General features: G+C 31.4%; 27 protein-coding genes and 3 tRNA genes. 11 read left to right on the top strand and 19 right to left on the bottom strand.

Annotated features, from left to right (window positions below; genetic code table 11):
- Window positions 1-3: 3 nt before the first annotated feature.
- The 4 genes from WH52_RS03925 to WH52_RS03940 form a co-directional block, all read right to left on the bottom strand.
- Window positions 4-474, bottom strand: a complete 471-nt coding sequence (locus tag WH52_RS03925) for an IPExxxVDY family protein (protein ID WP_086029628.1) — start codon at window positions 472-474, stop codon at window positions 4-6.
- A gap of 86 nt (window positions 475-560) precedes the next feature.
- A complete protein-coding gene (gene rnc / locus WH52_RS03930; RefSeq protein ID WP_086029629.1) occupies window positions 561-1298 on the bottom strand; it encodes a ribonuclease III in 738 nt (245 codons plus the stop codon).
- A gap of 10 nt (window positions 1299-1308) precedes the next feature.
- The gene (gene fabF, locus WH52_RS03935; protein WP_086029630.1) at window positions 1309-2559 is read right to left on the bottom strand and encodes a beta-ketoacyl-ACP synthase II; all 1251 of its coding nucleotides are present in this window, start codon (window positions 2557-2559) and stop codon (window positions 1309-1311) included.
- 7 nt (window positions 2560-2566) lie between these two features.
- Complete coding sequence (locus WH52_RS03940) at window positions 2567-2803, bottom strand: acyl carrier protein (protein WP_028891431.1); 237 nt, start codon at window positions 2801-2803, stop codon at window positions 2567-2569.
- Between the two features lie 180 nt (window positions 2804-2983).
- Between WH52_RS03940 and purN the strand changes: the two genes are divergently transcribed.
- Both purN and WH52_RS03950 read left to right on the top strand, forming a co-directional pair.
- Entirely contained in the window at window positions 2984-3556 is a 573-nt protein-coding gene (gene purN, locus WH52_RS03945) for a phosphoribosylglycinamide formyltransferase (RefSeq protein WP_086029631.1), read from the top strand.
- Between the two features lies 1 nt (window position 3557).
- Window positions 3558-4193 (top strand): ribonuclease H1 domain-containing protein, encoded by a 636-nt coding sequence (locus tag WH52_RS03950; RefSeq protein ID WP_086029632.1) that lies wholly within the window; start codon window positions 3558-3560, stop codon window positions 4191-4193.
- A gap of 50 nt (window positions 4194-4243) precedes the next feature.
- On the opposite strand, the gene WH52_RS03955 is transcribed toward WH52_RS03950, so the two are convergent.
- Window positions 4244-4591 (bottom strand): toxin-antitoxin system YwqK family antitoxin, encoded by a 348-nt coding sequence (locus tag WH52_RS03955; RefSeq protein WP_086029633.1) that lies wholly within the window; start codon window positions 4589-4591, stop codon window positions 4244-4246.
- 176 nt (window positions 4592-4767) lie between these two features.
- Between WH52_RS03955 and WH52_RS03960 the strand changes: the two genes are divergently transcribed.
- From WH52_RS03960 to WH52_RS03970, 3 genes are all read left to right on the top strand, one after another.
- A complete protein-coding gene (locus tag WH52_RS03960) occupies window positions 4768-4968 on the top strand; it encodes a dodecin family protein (protein ID WP_086029634.1) in 201 nt (66 codons plus the stop codon).
- Window positions 4969-5042: 74 nt separating this feature from the next.
- On the top strand, window positions 5043-5396 hold the full coding sequence (locus WH52_RS03965; protein WP_086029635.1) for a DUF1304 domain-containing protein: 354 nt from the start codon (window positions 5043-5045) through the stop codon (window positions 5394-5396).
- 73 nt (window positions 5397-5469) lie between these two features.
- On the top strand, window positions 5470-6276 hold the full coding sequence (locus tag WH52_RS03970; protein WP_086029636.1) for a mechanosensitive ion channel family protein: 807 nt from the start codon (window positions 5470-5472) through the stop codon (window positions 6274-6276).
- Here the strand turns inward: WH52_RS03970 and tsaB are convergent.
- The 10 genes from tsaB to cyoE all read right to left on the bottom strand — a co-directional run bounded on the left by tsaB (window position 6273) and on the right by cyoE (window position 13562).
- The gene (gene tsaB / locus WH52_RS03975) at window positions 6273-6950 is read right to left on the bottom strand and encodes a tRNA (adenosine(37)-N6)-threonylcarbamoyltransferase complex dimerization subunit type 1 TsaB (protein ID WP_086029637.1); all 678 of its coding nucleotides are present in this window, start codon (window positions 6948-6950) and stop codon (window positions 6273-6275) included. The genes WH52_RS03970 and tsaB overlap by 4 nt on opposite strands.
- Before the next feature lie 89 nt (window positions 6951-7039).
- Entirely contained in the window at window positions 7040-8371 is a 1332-nt protein-coding gene (locus WH52_RS03980) for a TolC family protein (protein WP_086029638.1), read from the bottom strand.
- A 219-nt stretch (window positions 8372-8590) separates the two neighbouring features.
- Window positions 8591-8737 (bottom strand): hypothetical protein, encoded by a 147-nt coding sequence (locus tag WH52_RS03985; RefSeq protein ID WP_317041836.1) that lies wholly within the window; start codon window positions 8735-8737, stop codon window positions 8591-8593.
- Between the two features lie 58 nt (window positions 8738-8795).
- The gene (locus WH52_RS03990; protein WP_086029640.1) at window positions 8796-9338 is read right to left on the bottom strand and encodes a DUF420 domain-containing protein; all 543 of its coding nucleotides are present in this window, start codon (window positions 9336-9338) and stop codon (window positions 8796-8798) included.
- On the bottom strand, window positions 9331-9978 hold the full coding sequence (locus tag WH52_RS03995) for an SCO family protein (protein ID WP_086029641.1): 648 nt from the start codon (window positions 9976-9978) through the stop codon (window positions 9331-9333). Before WH52_RS03995 ends, WH52_RS03990 begins: the two co-directional genes overlap by 8 nt.
- Window positions 9965-10642 (bottom strand): thioredoxin domain-containing protein, encoded by a 678-nt coding sequence (locus tag WH52_RS04000; protein ID WP_086029642.1) that lies wholly within the window; start codon window positions 10640-10642, stop codon window positions 9965-9967. Before WH52_RS04000 ends, WH52_RS03995 begins: the two co-directional genes overlap by 14 nt.
- 67 nt (window positions 10643-10709) lie before the next feature.
- Window positions 10710-11048, bottom strand: a complete 339-nt coding sequence (locus WH52_RS04005; protein ID WP_086029643.1) for a cytochrome C oxidase subunit IV family protein — start codon at window positions 11046-11048, stop codon at window positions 10710-10712.
- A gap of 19 nt (window positions 11049-11067) precedes the next feature.
- Entirely contained in the window at window positions 11068-12048 is a 981-nt protein-coding gene (locus tag WH52_RS04010) for a cytochrome c oxidase subunit 3 (protein ID WP_086029644.1), read from the bottom strand.
- 57 nt (window positions 12049-12105) lie between these two features.
- Window positions 12106-12690, bottom strand: coding sequence for a cytochrome c oxidase subunit 3 (locus tag WH52_RS04015; RefSeq protein WP_086029645.1), 585 nt, complete (start codon window positions 12688-12690; stop codon window positions 12106-12108).
- The gene (gene cyoE / locus WH52_RS04020; protein WP_086029888.1) at window positions 12690-13562 is read right to left on the bottom strand and encodes a heme o synthase; all 873 of its coding nucleotides are present in this window, start codon (window positions 13560-13562) and stop codon (window positions 12690-12692) included. Before cyoE ends, WH52_RS04015 begins: the two co-directional genes overlap by 1 nt.
- Before the next feature lie 202 nt (window positions 13563-13764).
- Between cyoE and WH52_RS04025 the strand changes: the two genes are divergently transcribed.
- From WH52_RS04025 to WH52_RS04035, 3 genes are all read left to right on the top strand, one after another.
- Window positions 13765-13836, top strand: a tRNA-Gly gene (locus WH52_RS04025).
- A gap of 20 nt (window positions 13837-13856) precedes the next feature.
- Window positions 13857-13945: transfer RNA gene (locus WH52_RS04030), tRNA-Leu, on the top strand.
- 58 nt (window positions 13946-14003) lie between these two features.
- Window positions 14004-14089, top strand: a tRNA-Leu gene (locus tag WH52_RS04035).
- Window positions 14090-14217: 128 nt separating this feature from the next.
- Here WH52_RS04035 and glmS read toward each other — a convergent pair.
- The 3 genes from glmS to WH52_RS04050 are packed head-to-tail and all read right to left on the bottom strand — an operon-like array spanning window position 14218 to window position 18609.
- Window positions 14218-16074 (bottom strand): glutamine--fructose-6-phosphate transaminase (isomerizing), encoded by a 1857-nt coding sequence (glmS, locus tag WH52_RS04040; protein WP_086029646.1) that lies wholly within the window; start codon window positions 16072-16074, stop codon window positions 14218-14220.
- A gap of 5 nt (window positions 16075-16079) precedes the next feature.
- Window positions 16080-17789, bottom strand: a complete 1710-nt coding sequence (locus WH52_RS04045) for a DUF4270 family protein (RefSeq protein ID WP_086029647.1) — start codon at window positions 17787-17789, stop codon at window positions 16080-16082.
- Between the two features lies 1 nt (window position 17790).
- Window positions 17791-18609: a glycogen/starch synthase gene (locus tag WH52_RS04050; RefSeq protein ID WP_086029648.1), complete on the bottom strand. Its 819-nt coding sequence runs from the start codon at window positions 18607-18609 to the stop codon at window positions 17791-17793.
- Window positions 18610-18706: 97 nt separating this feature from the next.
- On the opposite strand from WH52_RS04050, the gene panC reads away from it, so the two are divergent.
- The 3 genes from panC to WH52_RS04065 all read left to right on the top strand — a co-directional run bounded on the left by panC (window position 18707) and on the right by WH52_RS04065 (window position 20927).
- The gene (panC, locus tag WH52_RS04055) at window positions 18707-19558 is read left to right on the top strand and encodes a pantoate--beta-alanine ligase (protein ID WP_086029649.1); all 852 of its coding nucleotides are present in this window, start codon (window positions 18707-18709) and stop codon (window positions 19556-19558) included.
- 62 nt (window positions 19559-19620) lie between these two features.
- On the top strand, window positions 19621-19971 hold the full coding sequence (gene panD, locus WH52_RS04060) for an aspartate 1-decarboxylase (protein ID WP_086029650.1): 351 nt from the start codon (window positions 19621-19623) through the stop codon (window positions 19969-19971).
- A gap of 2 nt (window positions 19972-19973) precedes the next feature.
- On the top strand, window positions 19974-20927 hold the full coding sequence (locus WH52_RS04065) for a lysylphosphatidylglycerol synthase transmembrane domain-containing protein (RefSeq protein ID WP_086029651.1): 954 nt from the start codon (window positions 19974-19976) through the stop codon (window positions 20925-20927).
- Window positions 20928-20944: 17 nt separating this feature from the next.
- Here the strand turns inward: WH52_RS04065 and WH52_RS04070 are convergent, their stop codons facing one another.
- Window positions 20945-21307 (bottom strand): SnoaL-like domain-containing protein, encoded by a 363-nt coding sequence (locus WH52_RS04070; RefSeq protein ID WP_086029652.1) that lies wholly within the window; start codon window positions 21305-21307, stop codon window positions 20945-20947.
- Window positions 21308-21436: the final 129 nt, after the last annotated feature.

The following is a 21436-nucleotide window of genomic DNA, read 5'->3' on the forward strand; positions in this document are numbered from 1 at the left end:
AGGTTAAAAAATTAAATTTTCTTTTGATTTTAGTGTATCTGTTTCTACTGTATAAGAGGTTGCTATCTGCGGAATATATTTTATTTTCTCCAACGTTTTAATGATGTACTCGTACTCGAAATCTCCTTCTATTTTTAAAAAGTAGTCGACTTTTTTCTTTTCAGGAATTAAATACGTTTTTACATCACTTTCTTCAAATAAAGTAGTAAGATCAGTTTTTCGTTTTTCTTTAAAAACATTCGTAATTAAAAACCAATTATTATCTAACTCTTTATCTAAGTACTCAAAAACGGGATAAGACGACTTATTATTATTGTTATTAAAGTCTAAATCGTAATTAGCTCTGGTTAGCTTAATTCCTAAATATTTGTTGAGTAAATATGCAAGTTTATAATCATTTAATGGTGTATGAACACTTATTAAAGTATACTCACTACAACAAAAATCATTGATTTCTAACGAATAAGACTGCATAGACAAACCTCTATTTTCTTATTGCTAAGTTAAGGAATGAAATGATAAGAAATTGTGAAATTAACGAAAACGTTTTCGGCTAAGTGTTAAGAACTCTTCATTTGAGTTTGCATTGCATAGTACACTCTTTTGGCTGCAATTTCTTCTGCCTTTTTCTTAGAAGTAGCTCTTCCTTTTGCCATAACTGTGCCCTCAATACTTATTTTCACACTAAAGTGCTTTTTATTTTGGTTACCAGAATCTTCGTAAGATTGAAAACTATACTTTTTCTTATTCTTTTGACACCATTCTATAACATAACCTTTATAGCTACTTATTTTGCCTTCTAAGCGTTCTAAATCTACATAAGGTAATATTACTTGTTCGTAAATAAATTGATGACAGTAGTTATATCCTCTATCTAAATAAATAGCACCTATTAAAGCTTCGAAAATGTTTCCATGAATATTATCACTAATATGTTCTTTAGCAATATTACTCTTTACAAATCGAATAAGTTCTAAATCTTTACCTAAAGAATTTAAATGTTCTCTACTAACTACTTTAGAGCGCATTTGGGTTAAATATCCTTCGTTTCCTTTAGGAGATTCTTTGTATAAATAAGATGCTATTACAGAACCTAAAATAGCGTCGCCTAAAAACTCTAAGCGTTCATAATTAATCGGATTTCCTTTGCTATCAACTAGTTTTAGAGAACGATGTGTAAAAGCCTTCTTATAATGAGAAAGCTTTATAGGTTTAAAATTTAATAATTCCTTTAATTCGTAGTAGAAGTCCTCGTCTTCTTTAGATTGTGGCTTTACTATTCTACGAAGAAAATTCATTCATTAAATTTTAGTCCAACTTTTTAAAAGCAACACATGCATTATGACCACCAAAACCAAACGTATTGCTAATTGCAACTTTAATATCTCTCTTTTGAGCTTTATTTAATGTTAAGTTTAATTCTGGATTGATATTCTCATCAACTGTAGTGTGATTAATCGTTGGAGGAACCATACCATGTTCCATAGCCAATAATGTTGCAATAGATTCAATTGCTCCTGCAGCTCCCAACAAGTGACCTGTCATAGATTTTGTTGAGTTAATGTTGATGTTTTTAGCATGATCTCCAAATACTTCAGAAATTGCTTTTAATTCAGCAACATCTCCTAATGGTGTAGAAGTACCATGAGTGTTAATATGATCAACTTCTTCTGGTTGTAAGCCAGCATTTTCTAAACAGTTTTTCATTACTGCTATCACTCCAACTCCTTCTGGGTGAGGTGCTGTCATGTGGTGAGCATCCGAAGATAATCCTCCACCAACAACTTCAGCATAAATCTTAGCGCCTCTTGCTTTAGCATGTTCGTATTCTTCTAATACAATTGCTCCTGCTCCTTCTCCTAAAACAAATCCATCTCTAGTAGCGTCAAAAGGTCTAGATGCCGTTTTATGATTTTCATTGTTTGTAGATAAAGCGTGCATTGCATTAAAACCTCCCATACCTGCAATTGTAACTGCAGCTTCTGAACCTCCTGTTACAATTACATCACAATGACCTAAGCGAATGTAGTTTAAAGCATCTATCATAGCGTTTGCTGATGATGCACAAGCAGATACTGTAGTATAGTTAGGCCCCATAAATCCGTTTTTAATAGATATGTTACCTGGTGCGATATCTGCAATCATTTTTGGGATAAAGAATGGATTAAACTTAGGAGTTCCATCTCCATTAGCGTAGTTTAAAACTTCGTCTTGGAAAGTTTCTAATCCACCAATTCCTGCTCCCCAAATTACACCAACGCGTAATTTGTTAACTTCATCTAGATTTAATTTAGCATCTGCAATAGCTTCATCTGAAGCTACCATAGCATATTGCGTAAATCTATCCATTCTACGTGATTCTTTTCTATGTATGAAATCATTCACGTTGAAGTCTTTCAATTCACATGCAAAACGAGTTTTGAACTTGGCAGCATCGAAATACGTTATAGGTGCTGCTCCGCTAACTCCGTTAACTAAGCCGTTCCAATATTCTTCTTTATTGTTTCCTATTGGCGTTAATGCGCCAAGTCCAGTTACTACAACTCGCTTTAATTGCATATAATTCTTATTTTTTTGCGTCTTCTATATAGCTAATCGCTTGACCTACTGTACCAATATTCTCAGCTTGATCGTCTGGAATTTGAATATCAAATTCTTTTTCGAATTCCATGATTAACTCAACTGTATCTAAAGAATCTGCTCCTAAATCGTTAGTGAAGCTTGCTTCGTTAGTTACTTCGTTATCGTCTACTCCTAATTTGTCTACGATAATTGCCTTTACTCTTGATGCAATGTCTGACATAATTTTATAAGTTTTAAAATTTAAAATCGGGGCAAAAATACAAATCTTAGCTTTTAATTCTAATTTTTGTTAAAAAATTGTGATGTCTAAAATAAAAAAAATACTTCAATCTTTTACTATTCTTGCCTTTGTTGTTAATAATTATTCTTTTTTTTGCAGTAACAACACAACAAAAAACCAATGAAACGTATCGTAATTTTTGCTTCGGGCTCTGGTACCAATGCCGAAAATATTATTAAATACTTCCAAACTTCATCTGTTGCTAACGTTACTCATGTGCTGTCTAACAATGAGCATGCCAAAGTTTTTGAGCGTTGCGAACGCTTAAATATAGACGCTTCATTATTTGATAAAGAGAGCTTTAGGAAAGATGACACGGTACTTAATTTTTTACTAACGGAAGCCGATTTTATTGTTTTAGCTGGTTTTTTATGGAAAATTCCAGAAAAAATTGTGGAAGCTTTTCCAAATAAGATCATAAATATTCATCCTGCTTTACTTCCTAAATACGGAGGAAAAGGTATGTATGGAATGAATGTTCATAAGGCAGTTAAGGAAAATAATGAAGTAGAAACTGGAATAACAATTCATTATGTAAATGAGAATTACGATGAAGGGGCTGTTATTTTTCAGACTTCTACCTCACTTTCAGAAAATGATACTCCTGAAGATATTGCTAAAAAAGTTCATGAATTAGAATATTTACATTTCCCAAGAATAATTGAAGAAATCATCATAAAAACTACAATTTAAAATGCCTAAAAAAAAGTTTTATGTAGTATGGAAAGGAAAAAAAGCAGGAGTTTTTACCTCTTGGAATGAATGTAAAAAACAGGTAGATGGTTTTCAGGGAGCGCAATACAAAGCTTTTGCTAATAAAATAGATGCTGAAAAAGCGCTTACAAAATCTTACGAAAAGTATAAAGGTAAAGACACTAAAAAAACGGTTTTATCTCCTACTGAAAAAGCTAAATACGGAACTCCAATTATGGAAAGTATTTCTGTAGATGCCGCTTGTGCTGGCAACCCTGGAATTATGGAATATAGAGGGGTTTTAACACACAATAAAAAAGAAATTTTTAGAATGGGACCTTTTAAAAACGGTACTAATAACATTGGTGAGTTTTTAGCTTTGGTTCATGGAATAGCCTTATTAAAAAGTAAAAATCAACCAATAATTCCTATTTATTCTGACTCTAAGATAGCCATGAGTTGGATTAAACAAAAACAATGTAAAACCAATCTTGTTTTTGATAGCTCTAATAAAGATATTTTAGATTTAATTAAACGAGCAGAGAATTGGTTAAAAACTAGCACATATAAAAACCCCATTTTAAAATGGGAAACCAAAGCTTGGGGAGAAATTCCTGCTGATTTTGGTAGAAAATAAAAAAGGTTGAGTTTAAAAACTCAACCTTTTAATATTTATAATAGTAGTAGTTACTTAATTGCAATGTTATTCGCTTCTTTCCAGTGTTGTACACTTGCCACAGCATTATCTTTGTAGTTAATTTCTTTAAGTCCATCATTACTCCACATAAACCATTTCCCTACTTTTTTCCCGTTTTCATAGTGGGCAATAGCAGTTTTATTTCCTTTTACATCAAAAGTAGTCCAAGTTCCAGCTAATTTTTTATCCTTAAAAAAGCCTTGCTCTTTTACTTTACCATTCTCATGAAAGAAAGTAACTTTTACTAATTCTCCTGCTTTTTCGTATTTAGGCTTTATTTCTTGTGCACTCATTAACGAAACTGACAACATACATGCTATAACTACTATTTTTTTCATATTCAATACTTTATTGATTAACACTTACATTACAAATATATTTAAAAGTTTACAAATTTCCAACATTTACATAACATTAAATTAACATTGAGTGTTTTATAAAGAATTTTCAACTTTAATTAGAGCATATTTTTTAATATATTTACAAGTAGATATTAACCGATAAAAAAATTATTATGGCAGTAATGAAAGTTATTGAGATTTTAGCTAACTCAGAAAAAAGTTGGGAAGATGCAACCAAGAAAGCAGTAAAACAAGCATCAAAATCTGTTAAAGGTATTAAATCTGCCTTTGTGCAATCTCAAAGTGTTGTAGTAAACGACGATGAGGTTTCTGAATTTAGAGTGAACTTAAAAGTTACTTTTGAAGTAAAGTAATTTATGTATATAACTACTACTATAGCGGTTTAGAAAATTTTCTAAACCGTTTTTTATATTTAAAATTAAAAATTATGAATACCCTTAACTTAATTTTCCTTGGCTTAGTTGCTTTAATTCATATATATATTGTCGTATTAGAAATGGTTTTATGGACTAAACCTAAAGGAATAAAAACTTTTGGATTAAAGAGCAAAGAGTTTGCAGAGGAAACTAAAGTATTAGCTGCAAACCAAGGTTTGTATAATGGGTTTTTAGCCGCTGGTTTAATATGGAGTATGATATCACAAAAAACTGATGTAGCTATTTTCTTTTTAGCATGTGTATTTGTCGCTGGAATTTATGGAGCCTATTCAACCAAAAAACCAAGAATATTCTTTATACAGTCTATACCCGCTTTACTTGGTATATTATCTTTCTTAATGTAAATTGCGCTTTCAAATTTAACACTATACTACTACCCAAATAATTATTAATTTATAACATTCAATTTTATTAAACATGGAAAAGTATTGGAATAAAATTCAAACTTTACTTATCGATTACACTCCAAAAATATTAACCGCTTTAGCTATTTTAATAGTTGGTTTATTTGCCATTAAATTTATAGTAAAAGCTACTAAAAAAGTAATGCAAAAACAAGGAGTAGACGTAACACTTCAACGATTTTTAGGTGATTTAATTAGCTGGTCTTTAAAAGCTTTATTATTTGTAACTGTAGTTTCTAAACTAGGTGTTGCTACAACTTCTTTTGCTGCTATTATTGGTGCTGCTGGTTTAGCGGTTGGTTTAGCCTTACAAGGTTCTTTATCTAACTTTGCTGGTGGTGCACTAATAATGATTTTTAAACCTTTTAAAATAGGCGATTTAATCGAAGCACAAGGAATTACTGGTGTCGTAAAAGAAATTCAAATTTTTACAACTCATGTTAACACTCCGGGAAATCGTTTAGCTATTATACCAAACGGAGCATTATCAAATGGAAATATTATCAACTACACAGCCGAAGGTAAACTACGTGTAGATTTAACTTTTGGTGTTTCTTACGATGCTGACATTAAGAAAACAAAAGAAATATTAATGGAAGTTTTAACTTCTAACCCAAAGGTATTACAAGATCCTGCACCATCTGTAAACGTTTCGGAATTAGCAGATAGCTCAGTAAACTTTGCTGTTAGACCTTGGACTAACACTGCTGACTATTGGGATGTTTACTTCGGGACTACAGAAAATGTAAAACTAGCACTAGATAAAGCTGGTATTGAAATACCATATCCACACTCGGTTGAGATTCAAAAAGAAGGTTAAACTTTCTTCTTCTCAGAAGTAACCACAAAGTCCTTTAAATAAAAAGGTTCAAAATAGGCGACATCTTCGATGTCGTCTTTTTTATATTTATGAAAACTTAAAGCAGCCATTTCTTTTGCTGATGGAAACTTATCGTCTATAAAATTAGCGTTCTTATGTTGAATAACTTCTTTACATTTTGCAGCTCCGTCACCTAAGAAATATACATTTCCTTTTTCTAAATATTCTGAGAAAGAATTTTTATCAATAATCTCTGCTTTTATTTCTCTTGCCTGATTTCCTTCAGCATCATAAACTGAGGAATACACTTCCATTCTTCTAGCATCTAACATTGGTACTATTACTCCATCTTTAACAGTTATAGAACTTGCTAAAGATCTCAGTGTTTCAATAGAAATTAACGGTTTATCTAATGAAAAGCATAATCCTTTTGCTGCTGAAACCCCAATACGTAAACCTGTGTATGATCCAGGACCTTTACTTACTGCAATTGCATCTATTTCTGATTTAGAAATCTGTGCTTCTTCTACTACTTCATTAATAAAAGGATGTAATTTTTCTGCATGTGAATAATTACCATCATTCAGCTCTTTAATCGCTATAATCTTTCCTTCTTTTGCTAAACTAACCGAGCAGTTTTTTGTTGCCGTTTCTATATTGAGAATAATTGCCAATGTAATCAAATTTTAAGCAAAGATACTTAAAAGAAAAAACCTTGCTGAATTAGATTCAACAAGGTTTTTATACTATTATTTTGTACTATTTAATCTATAATAGATTCACCAAAGTAAAACTTAAGAACTTTTGTTCTAAATACATAATCGTACTTAGCCCTAATCATTGCTCCTTCTGCATTTACTTTTCGGTTTCTTACTTGATCATAATCAAACTGAGTCATAGCACCATAATTATAACTTTCTTGTGCGTTTTTAAATGCTTCATTTTGAGCTTCTAAAGAAATTTTAGCGGCTTCAAAAGTTTTAGCAGCAGCTTTTGCATCTAAGTAAGCTTGTTCTATTGTTTGACGTAATTGTAATTTTTGATTTTCTAAAGCTAATTCAGAATTTTCTTTACTTATAATAGATTTAGCTACTCTGTTTTTTGTTTGTAAACGATTAAATATTGGAATATTTACATTTACTCCTAAAGAGTAATTTAATTGATTATTCAATTGTTTAAACAACCCAGGCTCACCTAAATCTCTCTCTAAATCATAATAAAAGTTAGTTCTTGCTCCAGCAGAAGCAGTTACTGTTGGATAATAAGCACTCTTTTGAATATCTATAGCTAATTCAGAGTTTTTAACATTAAGTTCGGCTCTATCAATTTCTGGTCTATTGGTCAGTGCTTTATTATATACTTGGGTTGCACTATTATATAACATTGCAGATGATGGAGAATCTATTGTTAATTTTTCCACATCAAAATTATCTGAAGAAACTTGTAACAACTGTGCTAATCTCAACAAAGCTAGATTCAATGTATTTTCTTGAGTAACTACATTTTGAGCATCAGCTACAGCAGTAGACTGAACATTTAATAAATCTCCTTTAGGTATTGCCCCTGCATCAAATTGAGCTTGAGCTCTTTCAATTTGTTTCTTACTGATCTCTGCTTGAACTTGGGCAACAGATAAGTTTTCTTTTGCAAACAATACATTTAAATACGTGTTAACTACATTTAAAGAAATATCGTTCTCAATTACTTGCAAATCTAATTTACTTCCTTCTACACCCAACAATGCTTGTTTTTTAGTATTTAAGTTTCTAAAACCGTTAAAAACATTAATACTTGAAGTAACACTACCAGATCCTGACAATGAGTTTGTTGATCCTACTCTAGTATTAGTTACCTGATTAATAACTGGTCCGATTGCAAATGACGATCCACCAGAAGCATTTAAATCAGGTAAAAAATTACCTTTAGCTATAGCAACATCTTTTTCAGCCAACTGAACATTTAACTGGTTTTGCTTTACTGAAATATTATTCTTTAAAGCATAATCGACACATTCTTTAAGTGTCCATTTTTTTTGTGAAAAAGTTGCAGTAACAGATAGTAGTAAAGTGGCTAGTAATACAATTTTAGTTTTCAAAACGAATTCTTTTTTGGTTTATATAAGCTTTTCAATTAGTAATCCAAAAAAAGAAAACAATATAAAAAGCTAATTATCAGTATTTTGACAAAACAAATTAATTAAAACATGTTCAATTATGAACAATAATTAATATAAAATTGAACATGTTTTAATTAATTGCTTCTATATGACGACTAAAATTAAATTATGTTACACTATTTTTTTCTTATTGAAGTGTTAATTTTCTGCTTTCCTTCTATATCTTATTAAAAGATAAAAAAGTAACGCCACCAAAACGTATGGAAACACCATTAAATACGTGATTCCGTTATTTACTCCTTCAGCTATAGTTTCATTACCTCCTTCAACCACAGCTTTACACATTGCGCATTGAGCTGAAACTTCAACAGAAAAAAATATAACGAATAGTATAAAAAGTTTTTTAAACATAATAAGGTGATATCATTAAATAAACCACTACCCCACTAACTGCAACATATAACCATAACGGGAACGTAATTTTCGCTATTTTTTTATGCTCAGGAAATTTTCCTAATCTAGCTCGCATAAAAGTTACCAATACAAATGGGATGATAATTATTGATAATACAATATGAGTAAATAATATAAATAAGTAGATGTATTTTATAACTCCTTCACCTCCAAACTTAGTCGAATTAGAGGTCATATGATACGCTACATACATTATTAAAAACAACACTGAACATACAATAGCTACTGTATTTAATTGTTCATGCAGTTTTCTGTTTCCTTTTTTTATAACTACTACCGATGCTACTAATAAAACAGCTGTTAATGCATTAATACTTGCATAAATAGGCGGTAGAAAACGAAGAGGTTCTACATCTAAACCTAACTCTCTTAAATTAACTCTAAATAATAATGCTACTGCTAATGGTATTACAATTGATACAATTGTAATAAATCGTTTATAGTTTTTTTCTTGTATTGATGTATTACTCATTTAACAACAATTTAATATCTTCTTTTAATTCTTGAATTTGATCTGAAAGACCGTGTTCATCTAACGCTCTATAGAATGCGATAGGGTTTCCATGTTCATCGTAACGAGATCTTAAGTTTCCATCTTTATCTACCAATGCAAACATACCAGAGTGATAAAATCCGTCGTGAGTTTCATCTCCTATACCAACAGGTAATTTAAATCCGTCGTTAGATAATTTAAAAACTACATCGTCTGGTTTTCCTGTTAATAGATTCCAGTTTTTATGATTAATTCCATAATGAGAAGCATAGCTTTTCATTACATCTGGAGTATCGGTATCTGGATTAATAGAAAATGATGCTATACCGAAATTTGGATTTCCTAAGAACTCATTTTGAATCGTTACCATTTTTTTATTCATTATCGGGCAAATGGTAGAACATGTTGTAAAGAAGAACTCTACTACATACACTTTACCATCATAATCTTTATTGGTAATTGTTTTTCCATTCTGATTGATAAACTCAAAATCTGGAACTTTATTAAACGTATGTAAATCGGCTTTTTTGAAGTGTTTTATAATTTTTGGTACTGAATAAATACCAAAAAGCAAAACTATAAACGAAATTCCTACGTATGAATATTTACTTTTTTTCATTTTTAATTTTATCTATTCTTCTTTCTGAACTACCATATTTCTTTAAAGCAAAACTGTATTCTGCTAAAACAACTTTTACATCGTCATGCATGTCATTTTTAAGTTCTGCTACAGACTTCATATCATACCCAAAAAGTCGTTTGTCTTTTTGACCATTAATCGTAGACTTTCCTCTTCTTAATTGATTCTCTTTATCAATAATATATGCTTTTGAAGAATGATAATTATCGTCTAATTTAGACTCTAATTTCAATCCTTCATAAATCGCTTCTATTTCTTTTTCTGAAACCGTCACAAAATGCCATTTTATTAAATTGGTATTTATTTGAAGTTTCTTTTTAATTTTCTCAATCTCTTCTTCTTGTCCTTTAGCTACTAATGCTATCAGCTGAAAATCTGTATACCCATAAAACTTTTTATATACTTTTTCATTTAGGTTATACAATTCTCCTTCAGCAGCAATCAAATCATTCCCTAAGAAAGCTACTACTGTAACTTTATTTTTAAAAGTTTTGTTTTTATCTACTAAAGAAACATCTAATATATCTTTAGAAACTACAGGTAATTTACCAAAGTTATGTGTGCCTAGTTGTAAGAAAATATAGAACAACAACGGAACTATAAACAAAGTAAACAGTACAATATATTTTTGAGTTTTAGTCATTTTTTGAGTTTAGTTTTAGGCAAAAAAAAGGTGGTTAAACACCACCTTATATTTTATTAAAAACATATTACCATTTTACAAGTGGTGCTAATGTTTCGTGTAAATAACTTCCTTCTATTAAAACGATAAACGTTAAGTAAGAAATTAAGAAAACTGCAGTCCAAACTAAAGAACGTCTAAACCATTTTTTCTCTCCTTCTAAGTGCATGAATGCCCATGCAATATAATATGCTTTTACAATTGTTAAGATTAAGAATATCCAGTTTAACCAACTAGTTCCAAAACCGTTTAAGTGTAAACTTTCTGGCTTAGCAATACCTAATCCTACCTCGACAGCAGTTACTACCGATAAAATTGCTAATACAATCCAAATTCTTTTTGTGTTAGATTCGTGTGCGTGACCCATTTTTGCTATCTTTTTATGATTATACTAAGTAGAAGAAGGTAAATACAAATACCCAAACTAAATCTACAAAGTGCCAATATAAACCTACTTTTTCTACCATTTCGTAATGTCCTCTTCTTTCGTAAGTACCTAAGATAACATTAAAGAAAATGATGATATTTAAAACAATTCCTGAGAATACGTGGAATCCGTGGAAACCAGTAATAAAGAAGAAGAAATCTGCAAATATTGGGTTACCATATTCGTTCTCTATTAAGTTTGCACCTTCAACAACCCTAGTTGCTAATGCTAATTGCGCTAAACTTTCTTCTCTAGATAAAACAATTTTTTGTTTTGTTTCAGGATTTACTCTTTCAGTTCTAATTAATAAAGATGGATCTTTTTTAAATGCCTCTTGTACCTGAGCTACAGAATATTGAGCAATTGCAGGCTCTTGATCGAACCAAAGACCATTTTTACGTGTATGATGAATTCTATCATCCTTTCTATCTGTATGGATAAAATCTGCTAATGCTATTTGATGCCCATCTTTTACGAATTGTAAAATATGATTATCAGAAGTTTTAACAGCTCCGTAAGAACCTTTAATAAAAGTTTTCCATTCCCATGCTTGAGAACCAACGAAGATTAAACCAAAAACAATAGTAGCAAACATATACCATGCTACTTTTTTCTGTTTCATTTGATGACCTGCATCTACCGCTAACACCATTGTTACCGACGACACGATTAATATAAAGGTCATAAACGCTACATAATACATTGGGAAATTACCATGTATAAACGGAATGTGAGTAAACACTTCGTCGGCAATTGGCCAAGAATCAATAAATTTAAAACGCGTTAAACCGTACGCTGCTAAGAATCCAGAAAAGGTTAATGCATCTGATAAGATGAAAAACCACATCATCATTTTACCATAACTAGCGCCAAATGGTTTTGCTCCACCTCCGCCCCAGGTTTCTTTGTTATCAGAATTTACAGCAATATTTGCTCCCATAAATATCTTGTTTGTTAATTTTTGTTAAAACAATGCGCCAAAATTACGCAATTTTCATCACCTAATAAAATAGAAAAAGAAAAATAGATAAATCCACAGTACATCTACGAAATGCCAAAAGATTGCACCTAGTTCAAACCCAAGCATATCCGTTGATGAATACTTCTTTTTATAATGATTATAAATAACAACTAAAAGCACTATAACCCCTGCTAATAGGTGTATTACGTGCATAAATGTTATTCCTATGATAAACGATGTAGATACTGTACTTTCTGGTCCTGTAAAAAATAATCCAACAGATTTTAGTTCATTAAAACCTACATATTGATACCATACAAAACCTAGACCTAATAGTAATGTTGCTATTAACAATATAAATGAACCTTTTATATTGTCTTTTTTTAACATTCTTTGAGATAAAAACAATGTTATGCTACTTAAAACAATAAGTACCGTACTTGTATAAAAAGCAGGAGGTAAATCGAAAGAAACCCAATCTTCTCTATTCATACTTATCACATAAGCACTAGTTAAACCTGCAAAAAACATAATCATGCTAATAATAGCAATCCACAACATTGGTTTTGCCGATTTTCTTTTTCCTTCTCTTAATTCTTCCTGTAACGTTTGTCCGTTCATTAATGTAAAAATTTATCAACCACATATATTATTGGCACAATGGTAATATAAAACACACTTGCCAACATTAATTTTCTTGCATCAGTATTTTGCTCCGACTTATATAATTTAAAAGCATAAAACAGCATTAAACAACCTAATAAGAAAATGATTATTGCTGTTATCGGGTATATATATAACTTTCCTGTAACTTTTAAAACTGGCGCTACCGACATTAAAATCATAACACAAGTGTAAAATATAATTTGCACTACAGCCCCTTTGTCTTTTTTATCCATAGGAAGCATATGCAAACCTGCTTTATTATACTCTTCGTACTGTAACCAACCTATTGCCCAAAAATGTGGAAATTGCCAAAAAAATTGAATCATAAACAAGAATCCTGCTTCAATTCCAAAATTACCTGTTGCCGCTACCCAACCTAACATAAAAGGAATCGCTCCTGGAATCGCTCCAACAAAAACTGCTAGTGGAGTTACCGCTTTTAGTGGTGTATAAGCACTTGTATATAAAAAAATTGAAATTGCACCAAAAAGCGCACATTTAGGATTTATTGAATACAATATAGCTATTCCAGCTATGGTAAAAATCGCAGCAATTATTAATGCCACAGTAGTACTCATTCTACCTGAAGGTAAAGGACGATTTTTAGTTCGTTGCATTAAAGCATCAATATCCTTTTCTATTACTTGATTAAATGCATTTGAAGCACCCACCATTAAATATCCACCTATAGCTAATAGTAATACTACTGAAGTTTGAATTGTTTCGGCCCCTAACAAATATCCCGTTATAGAAGTAAACACAACACTTACCGATAACCCAACTTTAGTTAATTGTTTAAAATCGGAAAACATAGTTTTTAACGACATCTTATCTTCTGCAATTGAAACCAACTTTTGCTTGTATTATAAAATTTGTGCAAAGATATTTTATTCTTAGTTAACCACCATATTTTTTATGAATTATTGAAATATTTAAAAAAACTTAAAAAATAGCTTTGCAATTAAAAAAACAGTGTTATATTTGCACCCGCATTACAACTAATGCAACGATCATTAAAATAATGACTACGCGAAAGTAGCTCAGGGGTAGAGCATCACCTTGCCAAGGTGAGGGTCGCGGGTTCAAATCCCGTCTTTCGCTCAATCCTTTTAAGAGATTATGCTGAAGTGGTGGAATTGGTAGACACGTTGGACTTAAAATCCAATGAGCCGTAATGCTCGTGCGGGTTCAAGTCCCGCCTTCAGTACCAATAAGCCTCACTTTAATGAGTGAGGCTTAATTTTAAAAGTAGTCAAAAAAGCATAATCGCTGAAGTGGTGGAATTGGTAGACACGTTGGACTTAAAATCCAATGGGCCGTAATGCCCGTGCGGGTTCAAGTCCCGCCTTCAGTACAAAAGCCTTAACAAATTTGTTAAGGCTTTTTTTATACACAAGATTTAACATCACTTTTTAATTTTCAACCAACAAAAAACCCAAAAACATAAAGTTTTTGGGTTTAAATTATTTTATATAATTCTAATTACTCTACAGTAACCGATTTAGCTAGATTTCTAGGTTGATCTACATTTTTCCCTAACATTACCGCAATATGATACGACAACAATTGTAACGGAATTGTAGTTAACAATGGTGTAAATGCCTCTTCAGTATCTGGAATTTCAATCACATGATCTGCAATTTCTTTTACTGTTGTATCTCCTTCTGTAACTACAGCTACTATCTTTCCACTTCTAGACTTTATCTCCTGGATATTACTTACCACTTTTTCATAATGCCCTTTATTAGTGGCAATTACAAAAACAGGCATGTTTTCATCTATTAATGCAATTGGACCGTGCTTCATTTCTGCAGCTGGATACCCTTCAGCATGTATGTATGAAATTTCCTTTAATTTTAAAGCTCCCTCTAACGCTACTGGGAAATTAAACCCTCTTCCTAAGTACAAACAATTTTTAGCATCTTTATAAATAGAAGCAATATTTTTAACATGCTCATCAATCTCTAATAACTTTTCTACTTGTGCAGGAATTAACTGCATTGTTTGTAAATATGTTTGAAAAGCAGCTTTAGACAAGGTTCCTTTTTCTTTAGCTAACTTCAGTGCTATTAAAGAAAGAACTGTAATTTGTGTAGTAAATGCTTTGGTAGATGCAACTCCAATCTCAGGACCTGCATGCGTATAAGCTCCTGCATGAGTTTCTCTTGCAATAGACGAACCTACTACGTTACAAACTCCAAAAACAAATGCCCCTTTAGATTTCGCTAATTTAATAGCCGCTAAAGTATCTGCAGTTTCTCCAGACTGAGAAATAGCTATTACCACATCTTTCTCAGTAATAATCGGATTTCTATATCTAAACTCTGAAGCATACTCAACCTCTACTGGTATGCGTGCCATATCTTCAAAAAGATATTCTCCTACTAAACCAGCATGCCAAGATGTACCACAAGCAACGATAATAATTCTATCGGCATTTAAAAATTTAGGTAGATTATCATCAATACCTGCCATTCTAATAATACCTTCATCAGCAAGCATTCTACCCCTGTAAGTATCAATTATAGCTTTAGGCTGTTCATGAATTTCTTTTAACATAAAGTGATCGTAACCGCCTTTTTCAATTTGCTCTAAACTTAGTTGAAGTTCTTGTATATTAGCATCAACTAATTTATCATCATCAATCTTACGAACCTTTATTCCTTTATCCTTTTTGATAATTGCCAACTCACCATCTTCAAGGTAAATAGCATCTTTTGTGTACTCAATAAACGGAGAAGCATCAGAAGCTACAAAGAACTCTTTATTTTCTTTTCCTACCCCAATAGCTATTGGACTCCCTAGGCGGGCCACAACCAATTCATTAGGTTTTGTTTTATCAAAAACAGCAATAGCATACGCTCCTATAACTTGTGTTAGTGCTATCTGCACTGCCTTACCCAGTTTACAAACTTCGTTTTTCTTAACCTCCTCTATTAAGTTTACTAACACTTCAGTATCAGTATCACTTTTAAACTTGTATCCTCTGGTAATTAACTCTTTTTTTATTGTATCGTAATTTTCAATAATTCCATTATGAACAATTACTAAATTTCCAGATTCAGAAAAATGAGGATGAGAATTGGTGTCATTAGGTACTCCATGAGTAGCCCAACGTGTGTGTCCAATACCTATCCTTCCGGATTTTCTTATTTCTTCTTTATTAGTGATTATCTCTAAATCTGAGACCTTTCCTTTGGTTTTTGATAAGTGCATTTTCTCACCATCATACATCATAATTCCAGCACTATCGTAACCACGATACTCTAACCTCTTTAAACCATTAATCACAATTGGATAAGCTTCTCTATACCCAATATATCCTGTAATACCACACATAACAATTAGTTTTTTTCTTTAGAAAATGATATTTTTAATACAGCTTTTTTTTCTCCATTAGCTGTATTTCCATTTAATAGTGTAACTCCTCTTGGATTCCAGTTTCTAGATGAAACATTTTCATCTATTTGATTATTCTTAATAGCGTCATCAGTAGGTGAATTATACACCTTTAACACAAGTGAAGAAAAATCATTGGCAGAACCATCAAATAAATCAGAAATATAATCAGTTATTCTAAATAAATATTTTTCTGGTTTCTTATCAGCATTTTGTAAACTCCCTCCAAACAGTGCTATCTCCCTATATGCATCGGTTAATTGAGCTGGAGCATTTCCATCATCTTTATTTTGATATAAAAATAACCTCTGAGGAACTAACGCTGTATCTTTACTAATCTCTTGATTCACATAAAAACCTAACGAAGCATCGTTAATTAACAGTTTAGCCCCTCTAATTTTTCTTAACTCAGCTAGCTCTTTCAAATCTAGATAGTTATTATTATCGACATCTAACTCCGTTAAATCATCAATATTATTATTATTTGAATCTCCTTTCAACTCATTAATAGCATCAGCATCATTTAAATTTAACCCTAACACTTTTACTTGAGCCATTGTACCTGCTGTTCCTTGAATTTTAAAATTTTCTGCTGGTGTAGCGTTAGTAGCAGGAGTCATCTTATATATACTGTTTTTTACACCATTGAAAGCAAAAGAATATGTTCTTGGCAAAGTATCTTTTACTGATAAATTTGTTTGCCCTTCTTTTTTCTCAAACGTAGTAATTGTATAATATATATCTAAAGCAGCGTTAGACCCTAACTGTAATGGAACCATCGAACCATCGTTTCCTGAAGCCTCTACTATCACACCTCTAAAGTAATCGTTAAAAGCAGCAGCGGTTTCAAATTCTACATCTTTCCTCTTATCCCAAAACAATTCTTTCATTTTGTTTCTATCTAATTGGATTCTGATAAAAGGTGTAGTAATTCTCTTAGTAGCATTGTCAACTATCTTAATAGTATCATTGTACACATTACCATTACTCAACTTTCTCTCTAATGGTAAAATTGTATCCTTTGCTTTCGGGGTAAAATCATAAGCCTCTCCTTTATCATTTAAAACCTCAGCAGAATTAGCTTTTTCATAAATTTGGTTAGATAAAAATTTATTTGATTGTGCTGGATTAGATGGATCTAATGTATTTAAAAATGTATTATTTCTATATACGTTAATTTTTGTAGCTATAGACTCATTACCCAAGACAGAATCTAATCTAAACTTTGGCTCACTATCTCCAGTTGCTCTTGTATTTACCGCAGTATAAGGTATTTTTAAATAAACATAATCTAATGTAAAAACTGAATCTACTTTTTTACTCTCATCAGTTGTATCATCAATAGATAATTTATCATCCAAAGAAAAATTAGCAGGCACAGTTAATTGACTTACAAAAGAAGCTTCAATAGTTTTATAATCTCCGCTGTTATATACTCCTAACCAATATTCTCTTAAAGATCCAATACCAATATTATCGGCACGAACTTCATCTAAATCAATTGGAGTTATTTCCAATTCTAATGGAAAACTTCCTGTACTAAATTGTCCATTATTTACAATATTAGTACCTATATCATTAAAATCTTTTTCACAAGAAATGGTTATTGCTAACACAAGTAAGCAAACACCTATAATACCAAGTTTTTTAATCATTTTACTCGCTTAATTCTAATACGTTTTCTTTATAAAATTCTAAATGCGATTCGGTTAGTACTTCTTCAGAAGGAAAATCTAAAACCTTAACATCTTTTTCAGCTATATAAGCTTCAATTTCGTCAGATAAAGTTTCACTACCTTTTATGATAGCATCTGAGTTTTCAATAGCACTTTTTAATATATTAGTATGGTTTGGTGTTTCAAAAACTGTAGTTCTTTCTTCTTCAATTTTATCAAAACGAACCTTATTTGCTAATTCTGAATTTAACTCACCTTCGAATCCGCTATTATACAGCGAAGTTACAATCTTACTTTCGGCAAACAATGGTTCTTCTTTATAAAATTCTCTTAAATATAGTGGAAGTAAAGAAGCCATCCATCCATGAACATGGATAATATCTGGTGCCCAGTTTAATTTTTTCACGGTCTCAACAACTCCTTTTGCAAAGAAAATCATACGTTCGTCATTATCATCAAATAACTTATCGTCTTCATCAGTATACACAGCTTTTCTTTTAAAGTACTCATCATTATCGATGAAATAAACCTGCATTCTTTCTTTAGGTATAGAAGCAACTTTAATTATTAATGGCATATCCATATCATTAATAATCAAATTCATACCAGACAAACGAATTACTTCATGTAATTGATGTCTTCTTTCATTGATAACCCCAAAACGAGGCATAAAAATACGTGTTTGAACTCCTTTAGAATGTGCATGTTTAGCAACATTGAATGCAGTAGACGATAACTCTGTTTCTGGTAAATAAGGTATAACCTCAGAAGAAACATATAATATTCTCTTATCCTTCATTAAATCGAACTCTTTTTATAAAGTTGCAAAATTACGAAATTTTATGCTAAAATCGTGTTAAATTGCTAATTTTGCGCACGTATTACAAAAACCTTACATGAAAATTTTCGAAAAAAAGGCAGATTTAAAAAAGTATTTAGCTTCATTAAAAAATGAAGATACTAAAATCGGATTTGTTCCTACCATGGGCGCATTACACGAAGGACATCTTTCTTTAGTTAAAAGAGCTAAAAAGAAAAACGATGTAACTGTGGTAAGTATTTTTGTAAATCCCACTCAGTTTGATAACAAAGAAGACTTAAAGAAATACCCTAAAACACTTGAAAATGACATCAAATTATTGGAAAGTGTTAATTGTGATGTTCTTTTCACACCATCTGTTGAAGAAATTTATGCAGAAAACGTTACTGCTGAAAAATATAATTTTGATGGATTAGAACATCAAATGGAAGGAAAGTTTCGTGATGGTCATTTCGATGGTGTTGGAACCATTGTAAAAACTTTGTTTGAAATTGTAGAACCTACCACTGCTTATTTCGGAAAAAAAGATTTTCAGCAATTACAAATCATAAAAAAATTAGTTGAGAAATATAATATTCCTGTAAAAATAAAAGGAAGACCTATTTTTAGAGAAAAAGATGGTTTAGCCATGAGTTCTCGAAACACACGTTTAACAAAAGAGCACAGAGAAGCTGCTCCTTTCATATACAAAACATTAAAAAAAGCCAAGAAAAAATTTGGCACAAAAAATGCTAATGAATTAACCAAATGGGTAAATAAACAATTCAAAAAACACCCGTTATTAGAATTGGAATATTTTACCATTGCCGATGAATCGACTTTACAAACAGTTACCAATATTGATCCTACAAAAAAATATCGCGCATTTATTGCCGTTTTTGCAGGTGAAATTCGCTTAATAGACAACATGCGTTTAAAATTAAAATAGTTACTGTAGAGTTTCATCAAAAAATTAATCAGAAAACTTAAAAAAATAGTAATTTTGCCCCTATGTTAGTTCAAGTTGTAAAATCTAAAATTCACCGAGTAAAAGTTACTGGTGCAGATTTAAATTATATTGGAAGTATTACCATTGATGAAGATTTAATGGATGCTGCAAATATTATTGAAGGAGAGCGAGTTCAAATTGTAAACAACAATAACGGTGAGCGTTTAGAAACGTACGCTATTCCAGGACCAAGAGGAAGCGGAGAAATCACCTTAAATGGTGCTGCTGCTCGTAGAGTTCAAAAAGGAGACACACTTATTTTAATTGTATATGCTTTTATGGAATTAGAAGAGGCAAAACAGTTTAAACCGGCTTTAGTTTTTCCTAACGAAGCAGACAATACGCTTACTTAATTTTGAATTTAAAAAAAGTCTTAAAAATTATATTACCTCTCATTTTGGGAGGTTTTTTAGTTTGGTATTCTATATCAAAAGTGTCAATAGACACCTTATTACAATACTTTAAAAATGCGAATTATTGGTGGATTTCTTTAGGTTTATTCTTCGGAATATTAAGCCATCTTTCAAGAGCTTATCGCTGGAAGTTCTTATTAGAACCTATGGGTTATAAACCCGATTTTGGTAATAGCATCATGGCAGTTTTAGTAGCATATTTAGTTAACTATGCAGTACCAAGAGCAGGAGAAGTTTCGAGAGCTGCAGTAATGACTAACTACGAAGACATTCCTTTTGAAAAAGGATTCGGAACTATTGTTGCTGAACGTATTGCAGACTTATTAATGATGTTAATCATTATTACATTCACGTTATTTGTTCAGTTTGACTTCATCTACGAACTACTTACTAAAAACTTTGATCCAACTAAAATTGGAATAGGGCTTTTACTACTATTTATTAGTGGATTTATCTTTACGAGATATGTAAAAAAAGCACAATCAGGAATTGGGTTAAAAATTAAAAACTTTATTTCTGGATTAATAGAAGGCGCAACCAGTATTTTCAAAATGAAAAACAAGTGGGCATTTATATTCCACACGGTTTTTATTTGGTTAATGTACATAGCAATGTTTTGGGCAACGATTCCGGCAGTTGAAAATTTAAACGTTCCTTTTGGAGCTGTTTTAATTGGCTTTATCGCTGGCGGATTTTCAATCGCAGCCACTAATGGTGGTATTGGTCTATACCCTATTGCTGTTGCAGGAGCTTTTGCCTTATTTGGAATTCCGGAAGAACCAGCGAGTGCATTCGGTTGGATTATGTGGACAGCCCAAACAGCTATGATTATAGTCTTTGGAGGGTTAGCATTTTTAATGCTGCCATTATACAATAAAAATAAAAAGACCAGTTAATACTGGTCTTTTTTTGTTTACATAGTGTAAAAAAACTGTTCGTTAGTTATTTTCCCATCTTTTACTTCAAACACACAAACTTCTTCCATTTGTTGTCTTCCTCTGTCTTTAAAAGTGATGTCAAAAGCCATTTTTGAAGTAAAATGATTCGCTGCAATAACTGGTTCAGAAATTTCGTTAGAGTGAAATTCTTGCACATTTTCTAACCATTGTTTACTCTTGTTATAAACTTCTTGTTTGCCTTCCACTAATTCTCCATAAGGAACCCCTGGCATTTCTTTACTAACAATAGTATCTGCATACAATTCATTAATGCATTCTAAGTTTTTTCCTTCTCTGCACATTTGCGCCCATTTGTTTGCTACCTCTTGTGTTGTCATAACCTATGATTTTAAAAATTAACCCTTTACAAGTTAATTAAAATTACAAAGCAAAACATGTAGCAATAAGTTATTATTTAGTTAATTAAAGCATTTTTTAATCGCATACTTTCTTCTATTTTTGTATCA

It is taken from the genome of Tenacibaculum holothuriorum (genome assembly GCF_002120225.1).
GTDB classification, from domain to species: Bacteria; Bacteroidota; Bacteroidia; order Flavobacteriales; family Flavobacteriaceae; genus Polaribacter; species Polaribacter holothuriorum.

What these genes read in the sequence shown, in the direction of transcription:
- WH52_RS04010 (WP_086029644.1), bottom strand. Translation starts at nt 12,048, where the DNA reads ATGGGAGCAAATATTGCTGTAAATTCTGATAACAAAGAAACCTGGGGC.
- glmS (WP_086029646.1), bottom strand. Translation starts at nt 16,074, where the DNA reads ATGTGTGGTATTACAGGATATATTGGGTATAGAGAAGCTTATCCAATT.
- panC (WP_086029649.1), top strand. Translation starts at nt 18,707, where the DNA reads ATGAAAATTTTCGAAAAAAAGGCAGATTTAAAAAAGTATTTAGCTTCA.
- WH52_RS03960 (WP_086029634.1), top strand. Translation starts at nt 4,768, where the DNA reads ATGGCAGTAATGAAAGTTATTGAGATTTTAGCTAACTCAGAAAAAAGT.
- cyoE (WP_086029888.1), bottom strand. Translation starts at nt 13,562, where the DNA reads ATGTCGTTAAAAACTATGTTTTCCGATTTTAAACAATTAACTAAAGTT.
- fabF (WP_086029630.1), bottom strand. Translation starts at nt 2,559, where the DNA reads ATGCAATTAAAGCGAGTTGTAGTAACTGGACTTGGCGCATTAACGCCA.
- WH52_RS03950 (WP_086029632.1), top strand. Translation starts at nt 3,558, where the DNA reads ATGCCTAAAAAAAAGTTTTATGTAGTATGGAAAGGAAAAAAAGCAGGA.
- WH52_RS03955 (WP_086029633.1), bottom strand. Translation starts at nt 4,591, where the DNA reads ATGAAAAAAATAGTAGTTATAGCATGTATGTTGTCAGTTTCGTTAATG.
- WH52_RS04000 (WP_086029642.1), bottom strand. Translation starts at nt 10,642, where the DNA reads ATGACTAAAACTCAAAAATATATTGTACTGTTTACTTTGTTTATAGTT.
- WH52_RS04005 (WP_086029643.1), bottom strand. Translation starts at nt 11,048, where the DNA reads ATGGGTCACGCACACGAATCTAACACAAAAAGAATTTGGATTGTATTA.
- WH52_RS04015 (WP_086029645.1), bottom strand. Translation starts at nt 12,690, where the DNA reads ATGAACGGACAAACGTTACAGGAAGAATTAAGAGAAGGAAAAAGAAAA.
- WH52_RS03965 (WP_086029635.1), top strand. Translation starts at nt 5,043, where the DNA reads ATGAATACCCTTAACTTAATTTTCCTTGGCTTAGTTGCTTTAATTCAT.
- WH52_RS04050 (WP_086029648.1), bottom strand. Translation starts at nt 18,609, where the DNA reads ATGAAGGATAAGAGAATATTATATGTTTCTTCTGAGGTTATACCTTAT.
- panD (WP_086029650.1), top strand. Translation starts at nt 19,621, where the DNA reads ATGTTAGTTCAAGTTGTAAAATCTAAAATTCACCGAGTAAAAGTTACT.
- WH52_RS04045 (WP_086029647.1), bottom strand. Translation starts at nt 17,789, where the DNA reads ATGATTAAAAAACTTGGTATTATAGGTGTTTGCTTACTTGTGTTAGCA.
- WH52_RS03925 (WP_086029628.1), bottom strand. Translation starts at nt 474, where the DNA reads ATGCAGTCTTATTCGTTAGAAATCAATGATTTTTGTTGTAGTGAGTAT.
- purN (WP_086029631.1), top strand. Translation starts at nt 2,984, where the DNA reads ATGAAACGTATCGTAATTTTTGCTTCGGGCTCTGGTACCAATGCCGAA.
- WH52_RS03940 (WP_028891431.1), bottom strand. Translation starts at nt 2,803, where the DNA reads ATGTCAGACATTGCATCAAGAGTAAAGGCAATTATCGTAGACAAATTA.
- WH52_RS04070 (WP_086029652.1), bottom strand. Translation starts at nt 21,307, where the DNA reads ATGACAACACAAGAGGTAGCAAACAAATGGGCGCAAATGTGCAGAGAA.
- rnc (WP_086029629.1), bottom strand. Translation starts at nt 1,298, where the DNA reads ATGAATTTTCTTCGTAGAATAGTAAAGCCACAATCTAAAGAAGACGAG.
- WH52_RS03990 (WP_086029640.1), bottom strand. Translation starts at nt 9,338, where the DNA reads ATGAGTAATACATCAATACAAGAAAAAAACTATAAACGATTTATTACA.
- WH52_RS03970 (WP_086029636.1), top strand. Translation starts at nt 5,470, where the DNA reads ATGGAAAAGTATTGGAATAAAATTCAAACTTTACTTATCGATTACACT.
- WH52_RS03995 (WP_086029641.1), bottom strand. Translation starts at nt 9,978, where the DNA reads ATGAAAAAAAGTAAATATTCATACGTAGGAATTTCGTTTATAGTTTTG.
- WH52_RS03985 (WP_317041836.1), bottom strand. Translation starts at nt 8,737, where the DNA reads ATGTGTAAAGCTGTGGTTGAAGGAGGTAATGAAACTATAGCTGAAGGA.